Consider the following 17,869-nt stretch of genomic DNA (forward strand, 5'->3'; position numbering starts at 1 on the left):
CAATCGCCCTAAATTGGCTTGTCAGATTGCACCTACCCCGATTTGAAACGGATGCTGCACACAGCGACCATTCAAATCACAGGGTAGGTGTTTTTCTTTTGAGCACGTAAATTGGGACACAGACATGTCAACCATGACCGAAATAACCCCTGACACCGTGGTATTTGCATTCCCGGGCCAAGGGAGCAACCCCTGCGGAGCACTGGCTGGGTGGTACATGCAGGACGTCGACCTTCGCGAAAAGATCGACGCCATTCTGGCCATCGTCGACCGCGAAGCCACCCGCCATGATCCCAGCATTACACCCGGCCTGATCGCCGATGTGCTGCTAACTCAACACCAGGCATTGCCGCTGCCTTACGGCATTGCCCAGTTGGCGCTCTACACCGCATCGGTAGTGTTAGACACTCTGCTGAAAGACGCCGGAATACGCCCTGCACTGATCGTGGCTCAAAGCTTTGGCGAAATCCCTGCTCGGGTTAGCGCGGGGGTATTCGACATCGCCCAGGGAGCACGCGTTGTCTGCGCCCTCAATGCCGCTTACCTCGCGGAGCACGGCTTGGGGGGCATGGTTCTGGTGCACGCCTCAGTCGAAGACACTCAAGCGCTGGTAGAGCAGTTGGTTGAACTGAATCTGGTGCTTGCCTCCGTCAATGCACCTAATCAATGCATTGTCAGCGCTGAAAATGCCGACCTGGAAAAGCTGCTTCTTCAGAAGGGCAAGGGGATACCCACTCTGCGCAAGGTTGCAACCATGACCTACGCCTCTCATTTTCCCGCCCATACCAGAGTCGCTCACGAACTCTACGACAACCTCCAGTGTGTGCCCCAAGGGCCGCCAACTGTACCCATCTATTCGACCGTGCTGGGAGGCCAATACGCCCCTGGCGTTGATCTGCACAAAATGCTGACGCTAGGCGTCACACAGCTAACCAACCTGCCGAAAACGCTGGCGCAATTACCTTCCGACGAACACTACTTTTTCGTTGGCATGGGGGTCGACGCAAGCATTTGCCATTGCATTCGTAAAAGCCTTCACGCCTCTAAAACCTACTCCCCTCTTGCGCTGCCGGTCGGCGATTTATACAAAGTGCTGGCAGATCCTGCGCATCAATCCGTCACGGGCGCATCCCTCCAGGCAAACGGGGAAACTGACGCAGTAGAAGCGTTACGGCGTCTGGTGAGAGGCTCGATCAGTCATGAAGATCGCGTGCACATGGAGACGATTTTCGACGACCCGGCCTTTCTTCCACGCACAAGTCAAACCTTCGAAGAAGGTCATGAGCTGACCTATAAACGTTTGCGACATTTGCTCAAAAAGCTACCTGATGAACTGCATGGCTTCAAACGACCGGAGTTGTTGATGGCTCTGGCAGAGCAAGCCGCGATTGCCGACCCGTCCTTATTCATGGGCTGCGTGATCCAGCAAGGTTTGTGCATTGGCACCCTCCTGGCGTTTGAGCATGGGCACCCGCAAGCCAGTCACTGGCGACGCCAGCTGGAATCAGGCGAACAGATCGGGGCTTACGCCATTACTGAAATCGGAGTCAGCAATTCCCACATCGGGCCACAGTTGGAGGCGCGTTTTGACCCACTAAGTCGAGAGTTCGTGTTGCACACGCCGGGTGATGGGGCACTGAAGTTCGCCAATGTGGGTGTCCACAATCTGGACAAACTGGGCGTTGTCTTCGCCCGGCTCATGATCAACGATCAATTTTGTGGTGTGTTCGCCTTTGTGCTGCCGCTCAGTAACGCGCAAGGGCCGCGACCTGGCATCCGCATGTCTTCCCCTGCGGAAATCCGTTCGGTACCACTCGATTATGGGTTGTTGGGATTCGAGAAGGTCCGGATACCGTTTTTTTCATGGCTGAGCGACGGTGCGTCTATCGACTTGAAAGATCATTTTCATGACCCGTTAGGTAGCACGGAGCGGCGCCTGATTCGCTCATTGTTTGCGCCGAAGAATGTCTGGGCCATGGTCGGGATCGGGTTGAGCTCGGTGATGCTGGCCTGCTCTACCCTCGCCCTGACGCACGCCAACCGTCGCACCACGCAAGCAAAAATCGGCCATGGCACGCAGCTACTGAATTTCCGCACCCAGCAACGAGCTCTATTCGGTTGCCTGGCAACGGGTTATGTCATGAGGTGCTTTGCCAATGATTCGGTGCGGCTATGGGCCAGTAACATCACCAGCCAAACGTCGCCACAGACAACGGGAACCGGGTCGGCGGTATGGACACCGTGGGTCGCGATAAGCAGCACCATTGCGTTGACCAAGGCCTTGTGTGCGCCGGCTGCGGAAGCGATAGCGACAGAGTGCCGTCTACGATGTGGCGTCGCCGGAGCCTTGAACCTCAACCGGTTCTTCGAATACGAAGGCATGGCAAAAATCTATCAGGATGCGGGTGGCAACAACTTCATGATTCTGCTGGACGCGGCCAAAGCCCTGATTGGCCAGCCGCTGATCGAACCGGCATTGCCTGACCCACAAGGAGCACTGGATAACCCGGCGTATTGGCTAGCGATGCTGCGCACCCGTGAGTATCGATTGCTCAAACAAGTAGCCGATCACGTGTTAACTCACGCCGTTGCGGGCGAAGACAACCTGCTGCTCTGGAATTCGCAATTAATGGTGACGGCTCGTGCCGGCGAAGCTCACGCACAACGCCTGGCCATGGAAAGTGCAGCCGCCGCCAGCGCTAACCTGCAGCCGGGGCTGGCCAAGGATCTGGCGAATGCATTGGCCACTGTCCATGCGCTGGAATACCTGAACAAACACGCAGCGTGGTACATGAGCTCAGGCTTGCTCGACAGCGAACGTTATCAATCCTTTGAAAAACACCTTGATGCCTTGAGCGACTTTCTTTCAGTGAACACGCCATTGCTGATTGATGCCTTCGGTTATGGGGAGGCGACGCACGCTGCCATTGCGTCATCCGACACCTATCCAACAGCGTTTGCCTCGAAGCTGAAATGGGCTGTTGGCTAACATCAGGGTTGTTATTGCACGCTCGGCACCCACCTTATGGGTCAAGCATTTTGAAGAAACTGTGAACTTTGCAGATTATTTTCAATTGGCCCTATCACTTTTGGATTCTCGTACGGCACCTAGGCAATTGAGAAGTATTATCTTTCAGGAGTCGCCGTATGTCCCGTTCGCTAGACACCTTGTTGCGCCCCAGTTTACTGGCAGTCGCCATAGCCTTCTGCACCCCGTTGGTCAGCGGCCAACTGATGGCTGCAGAACAGGCATCCAGCGTCCGTGTCTACAACTTGCCGGCCGCGCCCTTGGCCAGCACGCTCAATCAGATTGCCAGCCAGGCCGGTCTGGCGTTGTCGCTGAACCCATCGCTGGCGGCGGGTAAAACCTCGTCACCGGTCAAAGGCCAGTTCGACGCTGCCGGCGCCCTGCGTGAAGCACTGCGCGGCACGGGACTGCAACTGGAGCAAAGCAGTGCGGGCACCTTCAGCCTGGTTGCGGTGCCTGAAGGTACGCTGGCCCTGCCGGCGACCAGTGTTATTGGCGTTGAAAACACGGAAAGTGCCTGGGGCCCGGCGCAAGGCTATCTGGCGACTCGCACCGCCGCCGGGACTAAAACCGACACCGCACTGGTTGAAGCACCCCGTTCGATCTCGGTCGTGACCCGCGCGCAAATGGATGATCGCAATGTGCACACCCTCGATGATGCGGTGCGCTACTTGCCGGGCATCACCGCCAGCAGTTACGGCAGCGACACCCGTGCCGACTGGTTGCGTGTACGCGGATTCGAACCGACTCAATTCCTTGATGGCCTGCCGCTGGCAAAAGGCGTGTATGCCAACCCGAAACAGGAAACCTGGAACCTCGATCGCCTGGCGCTACTGCGCGGCCCGGCCTCCTCGGTTTATGGCCAAACTCCGCCGGGCGGCTTGCTGGACATGGTCAGCCGTCGTCCCAGCGCCGAATCCAGTCATGAGATCCAGCTGCAATACGGTAGCGACAACCGTCGCCAGATCAACTTTGCCAGCACCGGCAAGATCGACGATGACGGTCAGTTTCTGTACAGCCTCAGCGGCGTATTGCGTGACGGCGGCACCCAGATCGACCACATCGATGACAAGCGCTACAACATTGCGCCGAGCCTGACCTGGAACATCGACGAAGACACCAAGCTGACCCTGCTCACACAGTTCACCCGTGACGATACCGGCATCACCAGCCAGTTCTATCCGATTCAGGGCACCAAGATCAAAATGCCGTTCGGCGACATCTCCCATCACAAGAACCTGGGTGATCCGAACTACGATTATTACGACCGCACCAACTACGCACTCGGTTATGCCTTTGAACATCGCTTGAACGATGTCTGGCAGTTCAAACAAAACCTGCGCTACACCAAGTCAGACTTATCGTTTCAGGCTGTAACCGTCAACAGCTACATCCCCTCGCTTGCCAACATCGGTTATGCCGTGGATGACCAAGGTAATACCGGCCGAGGCACGACCAACGTTGATGAAGACATCAGCCAGTTCGCGGTGGATAACAATTTCCAGGCCGACTTCGCCACAGGTGATATTCGCCATACCCTGTTGATCGGATTGGACCATCAGCGCAATAACACTAACTACACCTCGATCTTTGGTACGGCACCGAACATCAACGTTAACCACCCGGTGTACGGCTTGCCGATCACTCGTCCACCGCGCTCGAGTGCATTTTACGATTACGACCAGAAGACCAACCAAACCGGTCTTTACGTTCAGGACCAGATGGCGCTCGACCAATGGCGCCTGACCTTGGGCGGACGTGAGGATTGGGTTCACACCGGCACCAGGTTCATCAACAAAGCAGACGCCACCAATACCGAGCGCAACAAGAACTTCAGCGGTAACGCGGCGATCAGCTACGTGTTCGACTCGGGGTTCGTGCCTTACCTGTCTTACGCCGAGTCGTTCCAGCCCACCAGCAACGCCACGGCTTCACCGACCGATTCGTTCAAACCGACTGAAGGCAAGCAATGGGAGTTGGGCGTCAAGTATCAGCCGCCGGGCAGCAACACCTTGCTGACAGCCGCTATTTACGACCTGACGCAGAAAAACGTTTCCGTCACCACCACCGTCGGCAACATACCGATCACTAGCCAAACCGGTGAAGTGAAAGTCAAAGGCCTGGAGCTGGGAGCTGTTTCCGACGTGACCGAAAACCTCAAGGTCACTGCTGCCTACACCTTGGCCAAGTCCGAAGTCCAAAAAGGCGACTACAAAGGTAATCGCCTGCAATTGATGCCCAACCAACAAGCGTCGTTGTGGACCGATTACACCTGGCGCAACGGCGTGCTGGACGGCTTCGGAGTCGGTGCTGGCGTACGTTACACCGGCAACACTTACGGCGACCAAGGCAACACCTGGCTGGGCAAGGCCGATGCTTACACAGTGTTTGATGCCTCGGTGCATTACGACCTCGGCCGCCTGGACAACAGTCTCAAAGGCGCCTCGCTGGCGCTGAACGCAACCAACCTGTTCGACAAGGATTACATTTCCACCTGTGACGGCTTCTACTGCTACTACGGCGACCAACGCAGCGTCGTCGCCAGTGCCACTTACAAGTGGTAGTCAACTGACCTGACACGCCCAATACCCAGGCCGTCCTCGAGGACGGCTTTGGTATTTCTGAAGGCCATGAAATGAAAAGTAAAACAATTCGCCGCTGGTCCTTCGTTCACACCTGGACCAGCCTGATCTGCACTGTTTTTTTGCTGCTGCTGGCACTGACGGGACTGCCGTTGATCTTTCATCACGAGATCGACCACCTGCTGGGCGATGCCGCTGAACTCAAGCAAATGCCGGCCGATACGCCGCCACTCGACTTGCAGCAATTGGTACTGGCCGCAGAAAAACATCGGCCGGGCGAGGTCATGCAATATTTTGGTTGGGAAGACGATGAACCCAACGGCGTCATCGCCATCATGGCGGCCACTGCGGGCACCGAACCGAACTCGTCCCACACCTTCATGCTCGATGCCCGCACCGGCGAAGCACTGCAAATGCCATCAGCCAATGGCGGACTGATGATGGTCATGCTGCGCCTGCACGTGGACATGTTTGCCGGGTTGCCGGGCAAGCTGCTGCTGGCGTTCATGGGCCTTCTTTTTGTAGCGGCGATTGTCTCCGGGACGGTGCTGTACCTGCCGTTCATGCGTCGCTTGAAATTTGCCACCGTGCGGCGTGACAAATCCACTCGGCTGCGCTGGCTAGACCTGCATAACCTGCTCGGCGTGGTTACGCTGACCTGGGCGCTGGTGGTCGGGGTGACCGGCGTCATCAGTGCCAGCGCAGATTTGCTGATTGCCGCTTGGCGCAACGACAGCCTGAGCGCGATGGTCGCACCCTACCGTGACGCTCCGCCGCTGACACACCTGGCCCCTGCCAGTCGCTTGCTCGACATCGCCAAGGAAGTCGCGCCGGGTATGCAGCCGGACTTTATAGCGTTCCCCGGTACGCGGTTTTCCAGCGAACACCATTACGCAGTGTTCATGAAAGGCAGCACGCACTTGACCTCGCATTTGTTGACGCCGGTATTGATCGACGCGAGCACCCTGCAAGTGACCGCCGTGGCCGAGCGACCGTGGTACATGGACGCGATGGGCATGTCTCAGCCACTGCACTTCGGCGATTACGGCGGCATGCCGATGAAAATCCTTTGGGCCGTTCTGGATGTGTTGACCATCATCGTGCTCGGCAGCGGGGTTTATCTGTGGTTTGTACGGCGCAAAGCCGCGCAACCGGTACTCGAAAAAGCGCAGGCCCACGCATGACGCCGCGCCCATCAAGCTTCTGGAAAGTGTTCGCCATTCCCACCGCCATTGGTGTACTGAGCGCAGCGGGATTGTTTGCCGCGTTACTGGGCGATGGCGCATGGGACGCCCTAAGCTGGCTCGGCCTGGGAATCCCGGCAACGCTGGGCCTGCGCGGCCTGCTGCGGCCCCGCAAAACCTGTAGGAAACCGGCCTGCCGGTGATGGCAATTTCAAGGACGCCATCGCTGGCAAGCCAGACTCCTACAGATCGGTGGTGCCACCGAGATCGATGTCATCAACACATATCCCGTAGGAAACCGGCTTGCCGGTGATGGCAATTTCAAGGACCCCATCGCTGGCAAGCCAGACTCCTACAGATCGGTGGTACCACCGAGATCGATGTCATCAACACAAATCCCGTAGGAAACCGGCTTGCCGGTGATGGCAATTTCAAGGACGCCATCGCTGGCAAGCCAGACTCCTACAGATCGGTGGTGCCACCGAGATCGATGTCATCAACACACAGATCGGTGGTGCCACCGAGATCGATGTCATCAACACAAATCCCGTAGGAAACCGGCTTGCCGGTGATGGCAATTTCAAGGACCCCATCGCTGGCAAGCCAGACGCTCACACGTGGTGTGATCAGCACGCTATGCTGCCGACAACTGCCCACGAGCGAGACGCCGCCATGTCCATACCCAGCATGACCCTCTACCACAACCCGCTATCGCCTTTCGTACGCAAAGTCATGGTGCTGCTGCACGAAACCGGTCAACAAGACCGCGTGGCACTGCAAACCTGTGTTTTGTCGCCGGTCAGTCCCGACCTGGCACTGAATCAGGACAATCCTTTAGGCAAAATTCCAGCCCTGCGCCTGGCCGATGGCAACGTCATCCATGACAGTCGGGTGATCCTCGATTATCTCGACCACCAGCATGTCGGTAATCCACTGATCCCCCGCGACGGATCGGCCCGCTGGCGTCGCCTGACCCTGGCGTCCATGGCCGATGGCATCATGGACGCCGCCGTTCTCACCCGTTACGAACTTGCCCTGCGTGCCCCGGAAAAACACTGGGACGAATGGCTAGACGGCCAGCGCGACAAAATCCGTCGCGCCTTGGCCTTGCTCGAAAAAGAGGCGATTGCCGAGCTGACCTGCCACTTCGACGTGGCCTCGATCAGTGTCGCCTGTGCACTGGGTTACGTGGACTTGCGCCATCCGGACCTCGCATGGCGCGACGCAAATCCACAGCTGGCAGCGTGGTATGCCGAAGTCAGCCAGCGTCCATCAATGGTGGCAACGTTACCCAAGGTTTAACCCTCGCACTATCAGATCTGATAGTAGTCAAACACTGTGAAAGCTCCGATGCTAAAGGTTCGGTTTTACCAGCCTTGCACGGAGCTCAGACAATGCCCACGCAACCTAGTAACACGATTCTGCTGGCTACCGATCAACAGCGCTCGGTGTTGATCGCCCTCGACAAAAGTCGGCATCAGCCTATTGCCTACACACCCTACGGTCATCGTTCTTCAGGCGGCGGTTTGTTGAGCCTGCTTGGGTTTAACGGCGAACCGCCAGACCCGCTGACCGGGCATTATCATTTGGGTAATGGGTATCGGCAGTTCAACCCGGTATTGATGCGGTTTAATAGCCCGGACAGTTGGAGTCCGTTTGGGAAGGGTGGGTTGAATTGTTATGGGTATTGCCTAGGGAACCCAATAACGGGGAGTGATCGATCAGGACATACGCCCATTTTTCTTAAAAACATCCTGAGAGGGGTTGGAATATATAAAAAATCCAGCGCTTACAGAGCGGAGAAGTTAGCCAACTCAATCCCCGCCTCAGCCAGCTCCATTACTAACTTATTTTCGGCTGTAGACATGAAATCCTCCCACATCACGCGAGGCGAAATCATAGCCGCCAATCTCCATACGAAAAACAAACTCATAGATGTTACATATAGAAATGAAATCGCAGAGTACACAGTCTCCGCCGTGCACAATAGCAGTCGAAGACATGGCCGCCTTGTATTCATAGAGCCTCTAAATAATATTTCACGAAACAATAGAGAATTTGTTAAAAATCTTCAATCATCCATAGCGGATGGAGGCTATATGGATACAAGCTATGATGCTTTTCGGCAAAACCCACAAGCCAGCAGAGAACGCAATGAAGCATTTCATGCCCAAATTGAAGCGAGGAATGTAAGGAACACTGCTGAACAGCGTCGTCTTAATAGCGAGAAGTACAAACAAGAACGTAAAGAATATTGGTCATCCAAATAGTAATGTAAACGCAACGATAGGGACGGATTTATCGAAATCAATCCGCCCCTATTCCTCGCGCTACGCCCTACCCCCTTTTGATTAACTGCCACTCGGAAAACAACTTCGCAATTCGCATAGCCAACAATCTCGCCTCCCGCTGATCTTCCCTCAACCCCAAAGACCGGCTCATTTCACCGCTCCATTATCAAACTCCAATGGCTCTTCTGCCTTCTGCCCAACACCATACCAATCCAGTTTGCGGGTCAGCACCCTAAACACACCCGGGTCCATCGATGGTGGCAACGTTACCCAAGGTTTAACCCTCGCACTATCAGATCTGATAGTAGTCAAACACTGTGAAAGCTCCGATGCTAAAGGTTCGGTTTTACCAGCCTTGCACGGAGCTCAGACAATGCCCACGCAACCTAGTAACACGATTCTGCTGGCGACCGATCAACAGCGCTCGGTGTTGATTGCTCTCGACAAAAGTCGGCATCAGCCTATTGCCTACACACCCTACGGTCATCGTTCTTCAGGCGGCGGTTTGTTGAGCCTGCTTGGGTTTAACGGCGAACCGCCAGACCCGCTGACCGGGCATTATCATTTGGGTAATGGGTATCGGCAGTTCAACCCGGTATTGATGCGGTTTAACAGCCCGGACAGTTGGAGTCCGTTTGGCGAGGGTGGGTTGAATGCATATGCGTATTGCGGGGGGGATCCGAGGAATAGAGTAGATCCGAACGGGCATACACTGGTTAACCTGACGGCAAACTTGTGGGACACTCTATTTGGCAATGTCATCCTGCTCAAAGCAAAGGATCCATTTTTCGCCAAAGTGCAAACTACCACTGCCATAAACAACACGATAGAAATGCTGGGAGGAACGCAAAACGTTAACAAAATCGCCATCGAAACAAACCGCCACGCTTATGCAATTACCGTTTCGGCGCTACCCGAACTTGGACCGATCAAATCTGTGAGAGGCTATATACCTGGAGAGAACCTTTACAACTATATGAGCGACCGCTCTGGGGAACTTACGCAACTCATTGAGGCCAGAAACATAAGCAGTACTGTACTTGACCGTCAAGGCGAATACTTCAAGCATCTAAACAAGTCTGAAATAGCCAATCTGCAGCGACTCACCCAGCACGCGCAAACAGCAATAGATGACCGACTGGATCACTTCAAAACTTTTTTTGAGCCAGCCCAGCGTTCTCCAACCGTCTCATCGGCAGTCACGGAAATACGCAGAAGATAAAAGTATCCACATTGATGCCAGGCAAACTCAAACCATAGTTAAGCCGATACCCGATCCGTAGCAGCTGGCGAAGCCTGCGTTCGGCAACTGCCATGGGGATTGAAGCAAGAAGCCACGCGGCCTCCAGCCCGAGTCAACAATCCGGCTTATCCGCCGTAAAGCGTCGCGCCGGATTCACCGCTGCGCCAAATTCACGCAACGCCTTGGCGCCAATCAACAGCGGGTAATTGAAACTGCTGCGGTCCGTCAGGTTGACTTCGACCGTGCGCTTGACGTTACCCAGGCACAGTTCCAGATCCACTACTGGTCGCTTGGTCGGCGCGGCCGATTCCTCATCATCCGCATCCTCTTCCGAACGGGTCTTGATCTTGCTGATCCGCGCCACCTTGTGCTCGTAGACCTTGTCGCTTGCATCTTTGGTGGCAAGACGGAACCGAACCCACTGATCACCGTCGCGGGTGAAGGTTTCGATGTCCTTGGCTGACAGCGAGGCCGTCAGTGCGCCGGTGTCCATTTTGGCCTTGAGCACTTCGCCACCGATTTCCGGCAGCGCGATGTATTCATAACGTCCGTAAAGGGTCGGCTCAGCGGCCAAAACCGGCAGGGCCACGAGAGAAAGCAGAGCGAGTAGCGATTTCACGTAATGGGCATCCATAAGGAGTGGGCAGCGGGATTTTAGACCGCTATCGAGTTGATCGTTCCCACAAGGTTAGCGGTCCAAATGTGAAACATTCGTCAGTGCAGATTTGGCCTGCTGGCCGAAGCTGCTTATCATGTCGCGCCCAAACGCTTTCAAGAGTTACTTATGCGCCGCCTGCTCACCGGCTGTTTCGTTACCCTGCTGCTGTTACTCAACACCTTGGTCCTGTTCGGGCCGCTGATGGTGTTTGCCCTGCTCAAACTGGTCCTGCCCGGCCGATTTCGCGACTATGCCTCATGGGCGGTGATGTGGATCGCCGAGACCTGGGCCGAGGTCGACAAACTGATTCTGGGCCTGTGCATTCCGACTCGTTGGGACATTCGTGGCGGCGATGATTTGCGCCGCGACACGTCATATCTGGTGATCAGCAACCATCAATCATGGGTCGATATTCCGGCGCTGATCCAGACGCTCAACCGCCGTACACCGTTCTTCAAATTCTTCCTCAAGAAAGAACTGATCTGGGTGCCGTTTCTGGGACTGGCGTGGTGGGCGCTGGATTACCCGTTCATGAAGCGCTACACCAAAGCCTTTCTGGCGAAGCACCCAGCGTTGGCGGGCAAGGACCTGGCAATCACCAAAGCGGCGTGTGAGTTGTACAAACGTCAGCCAGTGACGGTGGTCAATTACCTGGAAGGCACCCGCTTCACCGCGCAAAAAAGCGCTCAACAGCAGTCGCCGTTCAAGCATCTGCTCAAGCCCAAGGCGGGTGGCGTTGCGTTTGTCCTGGCGGCGATGGGCGAACAGCTGGACGCCATTCTCGATGTGACAGTGGTGTATCCGCAGCAGGCGATTCCAGGGTTCTGGGATTTGATCAGCGGCAATGTGCCGAAGGTCATCGTCGACATCAAAACCCGCGAACTCGACCCCGCGCTGTGGCAAGGCGATTACGAAAACGATCCGGTGTTTCGTCAAACGGTCCAGAACTGGGTCAATCAGCTCTGGATCGAGAAGGATCGGCGTATCGACGCGTTGCGCGCCGAAAGCCTGTGACTTAGCTGCCTGCACCCCAAATGCCGCCAAGGTTTTGCAGCAACGAGCCGCCGACGCCTTGATCACCGAGGTACTTGAGAATCACCGGGGCAAACTGGCCGACCATGCCGCTGTCCATGCCCAAGGCGCCGAACGCACTGTTCAGGTCGCTGGTGCTTTTCACATTGCCCAAGGCGTTTTCCAGGCCGGCCGACTTACCGGATGAACCAAGCATCCCGGCCAACGCACCCATTTGACCGCCACCGGAGAGCTTGTCCAATCCCGGGACGTCCTTGGCCAATTGCGAGTAGTCGGTGGAACTCAGCTGATTTTTTGCCAGCCCCAGCATCGCCCCGGTGCCGCCGACTGCTTGCTGTGGGGTGACGTTCAGTTGTGAGGTCAGTGCACCGAGCAGGCCTGCGGTCTCCTTCGACGGGGCGGCAGACGTAGCCGCATTGCCGCCCTGCATGCTCGAAGCCGCTTTGGTGACATCGTCCAGACTGAAACCGGCGAAGACCGGGCTGGCTGCCAGGGTCATCAGCGAAGCCAGTGCAATACCGCGTGAAATCTTCATCCAGACATCCTCTTGTGACGTGAACACCGCCCGGCAATGGGCGGCAAAAAACTGTCTTTTCGACTGACACCATCGTGAATTGTTCCGCCCCTTCAGTGGGAGCGAACCTGTGCCCGTCAAAAGAAAATAGTTTTGCGCTGCATCCAGTCTAGTCGGGTGCACGTATATCAAGCACGGACAGACACTCCTGGCCGATTCACAACAAGGATCATCACCATGAAACGCACTACGATCAAAACGCCGTTGATTGCCAGCCTGCTGACCCTGGCCCTTGCTGGCGGATTTGCCCTGAACACTGTGCAAGCGGCAGACATGAGCCACGACACCGTTATGGTGGGCGGTCAGAGCATGATGCCGAGCAAGGACATTATCGATAACGCGGTGAATTCCGCCGACCACACCACGCTGGTTGCCGCCGTTAAAGCCGCAGGTTTAGTCGACACCCTCAAAGGCAAAGGCCCGTTCACTGTGTTCGCTCCGGTCAACTCAGCCTTTGCCGCGTTGCCTGCAGGCACCGTTGATACGCTGCTAAAACCCGAGAACAAAGCGACCCTGACCAAGATCCTGACTTACCACGTGGTCGCCGGGAAACTCGACATGATGGCCTTGGCCGCGAAGATCAAGGCCGGTGGCGGCAAGGCTGAACTCACGACCGTCGCGGGCGGCAAACTGTGGGTAATGATGAATGGCCCGCACAACATCGTGATCAAGGATGAAAAAGGTGGCGTAGCCGACATCACCACCTACGACGTGTACCAGTCCAACGGCGTGATTCAGGTTATCGACAAAGTACTGATGCCCAAAAGCTGAGTGGTTACGCCGGCCCTGCGCATCGGGGTCGGCGATTTTGTCTGAGGTGACCCTTCGTGAATGGAACAACTGCGCGCCGTGAACTAACCTCTGCCTGCAACCGGCACCGCACGCAGCCAATCATTGCCACATCGATAGTCCGGAGAACCGTTATTTCCATCGCCGACACCGACTCACTCAGGCAGCTTCTAGCCCAATGTTCACTGGGTGACCGCCGCGCATTCGAGACGCTCTATCGCAGTGTCGGCCCGCGTCTGCAAGGCGTTGCCTTACGTTTCATGGGGCGTGCGGACTTGGCAGAAGAAGTGCTGCAGGAAAGTTTTGTGCGTATCTGGAACAACGCATCTCGCTACGAACCGCACCTGTCGGCACCGCTGACCTGGATGATCAACATTACCCGCAATCAAGCGATCGACCAGTTGCGCAAGCACCGTGACCGGCCGCTGACCGAACTCGAAGAACAAGCGCTGGTTGACGAAAGTCCCTCCGCCCACGAACAACTCAGCAGCGCTCGCGAAGCGCGGGCCTTGAATCAGTGCCTGGAAAGTCTGGAAGGCATGCAGCGCCAATCGATTACCGTCGCCTACTTTCAGGGGCTGTCGTGCTCTGAACTGGCCGAACACCTGGCCGCGCCTTTGGGTTCGGTCAAATCCTGGATTCGCCGTGGTATGGAGCGCCTGCGCAGGTGCCTTGAATCATGAACTATCAAACCCCGACCCTGCGCCGCGCCCTCGCCGCCGATTACGCCATTGGCTTGATGCCCTCTGCTGCTCGCCGACGCTTCGAACAATTGTTGCTGGAAGACGCCGCCCTGCGCCTCGAACTGGCCCAGTGGCAAGAAAGCCTCGTCAGCCTGACCGAAGCCCTGCCGGAGCAACCCGTGCCGGAACGGGTGTGGAAAGCCATCACCGCACGCATCGACCCGCAAGAGCTGCATGTGCCCGTCAAGCGTCCGCTCTGGAGCTGGCTACGTGTCACCGCCGCAGTGTGCTCACTGGTTATCGCCGTCACATTGGGCGTGATCTACACCCGTGACAGTGCCCGTTACAGCGCAACCTTGCTAACCGCCGATGCGCAACCTGCGCTCAAAGTTGAAGCGCATGAGGATTACCTGAAAGTAGAACCCCTGACGCTGGCAGCGGTTGAGCCCGGGCGCAGCCTGGAACTGTGGGCGATTCCGGCGGATGGCAAGCCGATTTCCCTTGGGGTGATCCCGGCAGACGGCAAAGGTCGAGTCGAGCTGAGCACCGCGCAGAAAGCGCTGATTGGCAAACCGATTGCACTGGCGGTGAGTCTTGAACCGAAGGGCGGCTCACCGACGGGTCAACCGACCGGGCCGGTTCTCTACCAAGGTGCCCTGGCAGCGTTGTGACAGGCTGAGATGGTAGGCGGTGTATTGCCAGGAAAAGTGCTAAACGATAACGCCTTGCGTGCAGAAAAACAGGCGCTTTGAGCTTTTCATTCGAACTGCAGAACAGGTCGCTTACGCACTGCGGCTAACACTCATAAAAGCTGTTCACTTCATATCAAATAAAACTAAAGAACTGTCATTTGTGACAGTTGGTTTATTTCACGTTTACTCCCACTATCGGAAATGCACGACGAGACATGCACTCCTATACCGGAGCCTATTCGAATGAGCATTTATACGTATGACGTTTATTACAAAACAAACCCGGGAAAAAAGCACAGAGGAACAATAGAAGCCGAATCAGAAAAAGAAGCCGTACAAAAGGTTAGGGGCGTTTATTTCGCAGAGCCCGTAGAGGTCAACTTGCTACGTGGTAATGGAGACGAAGACGTTACCGCGTTCGTTTCCGATAACAAACTCTAGTACGAGAAACAGTTAGATCCAGATACACCAACGAGAGTTATTCCGACAAACATTCCAGATTAAACCAATAATTAACGCTCGCGTGTTAGGGCCGCTCCATGCTGAAAATATAGACCGCCGTCTCATGGGGTCACGTGATGCCACGAGCTGAGGAAATCTACTCAATGCAATCCAATGACGAAACATTCCTCTGCCGTTATCAGTACGACCCATTGGATCGGTTGGCGGGTGGCGACCCGTCTGAGCAAGGCGAAACCCAGCGCTTCTATCTGAAAGATCGCCTGGCTACTGAAATTCAGGGCGCACAGCAATGCTCGATCATGCAACAAGACGATCAATTGCTGGCTCAACAACAGCACCAAAACGGCGTGATGGCAACGCGTTTACTGGCGACGGATCAGCAGCGTTCGGTGTTAACCGTATTGACGCCGGCGGGTACGGATCCGTTGGCCCTGACGGCTTACGGACATCGTCCACCAGAGAACGGTTTGCTCAGCCTGCTCGGTTTCAACGGTGAACGGCCGGACCCCGTGACTGGGCATTATTTACTGGGAAATGGTTATCGGGCGTTTAACCCGGTGTTGATGCGGTTTAACAGCCCGGACAGTTGGAGTCCGTTTGGGAAGGGTGGGTTGAATGCCTATGGATATTGCCTGGGGAATCCGGTCAACCGGGTGGATCCTACGGGGCATGCAATAGGAAACCCGTTCAAAGGGCTGATGAATTTTCTCCAACTTAGGACGCCGGGAAGAAATCGAAGCGCCCCTGTTTCCACGCCTGACCCACGTCCAGTTTCGCCACAAGCAGAACCAAGGGCGAACCCATCACGCCCCGAAAACTCATCAGGTTCTGATGCCATTACACCGTCGACATCAACGGGCACTGGCCAGCGCCAGCCCCCACCTTACGAAAGATTTACTCTGCCCCCGAGTTATAGGAATGACAAACTTTACCAGGCCAGCAAAAAAGCGCTCGCAGTGCAGTTCGAGAAATTGGCAGTCGAAAACAACCTAAACAAAATGGAAACGCAACTCAACAACATTGATTACTTTGAAAGACTCAATAAAAACCTAATGCGCCGCAAAGGTGAAAGAACCATCATAATAAAACATGAAAAAATTCTAAAATTTATCAGAGACAATACCTGAACCACTAGACAGTAGAGGGCGACCTCCAGCCGCCCTCTTCATTTATCTACAACTCCTTACGCCGCACTAAACAACTTATGCGGATCAATCACAAACTTCTTAGGCACGCCCGCATCGAACTCGCCATAACCACGTGGCGCATCGTCCAGGCTGATCACCTCAACCCCGACAATGTCAGCAATATGAATGCGGTCCCACATGATCGCCTGCATCAATTGGCGGTTGTACTTCATCACAGGGGTTTGACCGGTGTGGAAGCTGTGGGATTTGGCCCAACCGAGGCCGAAGCGAATGCTCAGGCTGCCCATTTTCGCGGCAGCATCCACAGCGCCCGGGTCTTCAGTCACGTACAGGCCGGGAATACCGATTTTGCCCGCCACACGCACCACACCCATCAGTGAGTTGAGCACGGTGGCCGGGGCTTCGTGTTTCACGCCGTCATGGCCGTGGCCGCGCGCTTCGAAGCCGACGGCGTCAACGGCGCAATCCACTTCAGGCTCGCCCAGCAGTGCAGCGATTTGTTCGTGCAGCGGGGTGTCGAGGGACAAGTCGGCAATTTCAAAACCCTGTGCCTTGGCGTGTGCCAGGCGAACGGTGTTGACGTCGCCGATGATCACCACTGCCGCGCCCAACAGGCGAGCGGAAGCGGCAGCCGCCAGGCCAACCGGACCGGCGCCGGCGATGTACACCGTGCTGCCCGGGCCCACGCCAGCGGTCACTGCGCCGTGGTAACCGGTGGGCAGAATGTCGGAGAGGCAAGTCAGGTCGCGGATTTTCTCCATGGCGCGGTCGCGATCTGGCAGTTTCAGCAAGTTGAAATCGGCGTACGGCACCAGGGCGTATTCGGCTTGGCCACCGGTCCAGTCGCCCATGTCGACGTAACCGTAAGCGCCACCAGGTCGTGCCGGGTTAACACTCAGGCAGACGCCGGTGTGCATTTCCTTGCAGGAACGGCAGCGCCCGCAAGCCACGTTGAACGGGACGGAAACCAGGTCGCCAATTTGCAGATTTTCGACGTCGCGGCCCTTCTCGATCACTTCGCCGGTAATTTCATGGCCCAGCACCAGGCCGGTTTGAGCCGTGGTACGGCCGCGCACCATGTGCTGATCGGAACCACAGATATTGGTGGAGACCACACGCAGGATGACGGCGTGTTCAATCTTCCTGCCGCGCGGGTCCTGCATTTTCGGATAGTCGATTTTCTGTACTTCGACCTTGCCACTGCCGAGATACACCACACCACGATTGCCAGACATGCTTTCACCTCGCTGTTGTTTTTATGGAACCGCGTCGCCCAGGCAGGCAGCGCGTTTAAGTGCTCGGGTACAGATGCTGTTTATGTGTTGCTTGTAATGGCCTCATCGCTAGCAGGCTAGCTCCCACAGTGATTCGGGTGAGCACAGGATTTGTGAACCGACACAAAACCCTGTGGGACCTAGCCTGCTCTCACAGGATTTGTGAACTGACACAAAACCCGGTGGGAGCTAGCCTGCTCGTACAGGATTTGTGAACCGACACAAAACC

The 17,869-nt window shown here is 56.0% G+C and carries 16 protein-coding genes; 12 read left to right on the forward strand and 4 right to left on the reverse strand.

Features of this window, described 5'->3' with window-relative positions:
- The first annotated feature begins 124 nt into the window (after positions 1-124).
- The 4 genes from ACQR3R_RS29920 to ACQR3R_RS29935 all read left to right on the forward strand — a co-directional run bounded on the left by ACQR3R_RS29920 (position 125) and on the right by ACQR3R_RS29935 (position 6,997).
- Positions 125-2,989, forward strand: coding sequence for an acyltransferase domain-containing protein (locus ACQR3R_RS29920; RefSeq protein WP_428278218.1), 2,865 nt, complete (start codon positions 125-127; stop codon positions 2,987-2,989).
- A 158-nt stretch (positions 2,990-3,147) separates the two neighbouring features.
- Positions 3,148-5,592 carry a TonB-dependent siderophore receptor gene (locus ACQR3R_RS29925; protein ID WP_428278220.1) on the forward strand — a complete coding sequence of 815 codons (2,445 nt, stop codon included), beginning with the start codon at positions 3,148-3,150 and terminating at the stop codon, positions 5,590-5,592.
- Between the two features lie 71 nt (positions 5,593-5,663).
- Positions 5,664-6,794: a PepSY domain-containing protein gene (locus ACQR3R_RS29930; protein WP_428278222.1), complete on the forward strand. Its 1,131-nt coding sequence runs from the start codon at positions 5,664-5,666 to the stop codon at positions 6,792-6,794.
- Entirely contained in the window at positions 6,791-6,997 is a 207-nt protein-coding gene (locus ACQR3R_RS29935) for a hypothetical protein (protein WP_428278224.1), read from the forward strand. The genes ACQR3R_RS29930 and ACQR3R_RS29935 overlap by 4 nt, the downstream gene beginning before the upstream one ends.
- A 259-nt stretch (positions 6,998-7,256) precedes the next feature.
- On the opposite strand, the gene ACQR3R_RS29940 is transcribed toward ACQR3R_RS29935, so the two are convergent.
- Positions 7,257-7,427, reverse strand: a complete 171-nt coding sequence (locus ACQR3R_RS29940; RefSeq protein WP_428278226.1) for a hypothetical protein — start codon at positions 7,425-7,427, stop codon at positions 7,257-7,259.
- A 39-nt stretch (positions 7,428-7,466) separates the two neighbouring features.
- Between ACQR3R_RS29940 and ACQR3R_RS29945 the strand changes: the two genes are divergently transcribed.
- The 3 genes from ACQR3R_RS29945 (at position 7,467) to ACQR3R_RS29955 (ending at position 10,307) form a co-directional block, all read left to right on the forward strand.
- Positions 7,467-8,096 (forward strand): glutathione S-transferase N-terminal domain-containing protein, encoded by a 630-nt coding sequence (locus ACQR3R_RS29945; RefSeq protein ID WP_428278228.1) that lies wholly within the window; start codon positions 7,467-7,469, stop codon positions 8,094-8,096.
- 92 nt (positions 8,097-8,188) lie between these two features.
- Positions 8,189-9,064: an RHS repeat-associated core domain-containing protein gene (locus ACQR3R_RS29950; protein WP_428278230.1), complete on the forward strand. Its 876-nt coding sequence runs from the start codon at positions 8,189-8,191 to the stop codon at positions 9,062-9,064.
- A 394-nt stretch (positions 9,065-9,458) separates the two neighbouring features.
- Positions 9,459-10,307 (forward strand): RHS repeat-associated core domain-containing protein, encoded by an 849-nt coding sequence (locus ACQR3R_RS29955; RefSeq protein WP_428278232.1) that lies wholly within the window; start codon positions 9,459-9,461, stop codon positions 10,305-10,307.
- A gap of 133 nt (positions 10,308-10,440) precedes the next feature.
- On the opposite strand, the gene ACQR3R_RS29960 is transcribed toward ACQR3R_RS29955, so the two are convergent.
- On the reverse strand, positions 10,441-10,947 hold the full coding sequence (locus tag ACQR3R_RS29960; protein WP_428278234.1) for a retropepsin-like aspartic peptidase RloA2: 507 nt from the start codon (positions 10,945-10,947) through the stop codon (positions 10,441-10,443).
- A 165-nt stretch (positions 10,948-11,112) separates the two neighbouring features.
- On the opposite strand from ACQR3R_RS29960, the gene ACQR3R_RS29965 reads away from it, so the two are divergent.
- Positions 11,113-12,000 (forward strand): 1-acylglycerol-3-phosphate O-acyltransferase, YihG family, encoded by an 888-nt coding sequence (locus ACQR3R_RS29965; protein ID WP_428278236.1) that lies wholly within the window; start codon positions 11,113-11,115, stop codon positions 11,998-12,000.
- Position 12,001: 1 nt separating this feature from the next.
- Here ACQR3R_RS29965 and ACQR3R_RS29970 read toward each other — a convergent pair whose 3' ends face one another.
- The gene (locus tag ACQR3R_RS29970) at positions 12,002-12,553 is read right to left on the reverse strand and encodes a DUF2780 domain-containing protein (RefSeq protein WP_428278238.1); all 552 of its coding nucleotides are present in this window, start codon (positions 12,551-12,553) and stop codon (positions 12,002-12,004) included.
- Between the two features lie 216 nt (positions 12,554-12,769).
- Between ACQR3R_RS29970 and ACQR3R_RS29975 the strand changes: the two genes are divergently transcribed.
- From ACQR3R_RS29975 to ACQR3R_RS29990, 4 genes are all read left to right on the forward strand, one after another.
- A complete protein-coding gene (locus ACQR3R_RS29975) occupies positions 12,770-13,363 on the forward strand; it encodes a fasciclin domain-containing protein (protein ID WP_428278240.1) in 594 nt (197 codons plus the stop codon).
- Positions 13,364-13,419: 56 nt separating this feature from the next.
- Positions 13,420-14,064, forward strand: a complete 645-nt coding sequence (locus tag ACQR3R_RS29980) for a sigma-70 family RNA polymerase sigma factor (protein WP_428278242.1) — start codon at positions 13,420-13,422, stop codon at positions 14,062-14,064.
- Positions 14,061-14,735 (forward strand): anti-sigma factor domain-containing protein, encoded by a 675-nt coding sequence (locus ACQR3R_RS29985; protein ID WP_428278244.1) that lies wholly within the window; start codon positions 14,061-14,063, stop codon positions 14,733-14,735. Before ACQR3R_RS29980 ends, ACQR3R_RS29985 begins: the two co-directional genes overlap by 4 nt.
- Before the next feature lie 626 nt (positions 14,736-15,361).
- Positions 15,362-16,345 carry an RHS repeat-associated core domain-containing protein gene (locus tag ACQR3R_RS29990; protein WP_428278246.1) on the forward strand — a complete coding sequence of 328 codons (984 nt, stop codon included), beginning with the start codon at positions 15,362-15,364 and terminating at the stop codon, positions 16,343-16,345.
- A 56-nt stretch (positions 16,346-16,401) separates the two neighbouring features.
- Here the strand turns inward: ACQR3R_RS29990 and fdhA are convergent, their stop codons facing one another.
- A complete protein-coding gene (fdhA, locus tag ACQR3R_RS29995; protein ID WP_428278248.1) occupies positions 16,402-17,601 on the reverse strand; it encodes a formaldehyde dehydrogenase, glutathione-independent in 1,200 nt (399 codons plus the stop codon).
- Positions 17,602-17,869: the final 268 nt, after the last annotated feature.

This window comes from Gordonia sp. IEGM753, from assembly GCF_050321825.1.
Classification (GTDB): Bacteria; Pseudomonadota; Gammaproteobacteria; order Pseudomonadales; family Pseudomonadaceae; genus Aquipseudomonas.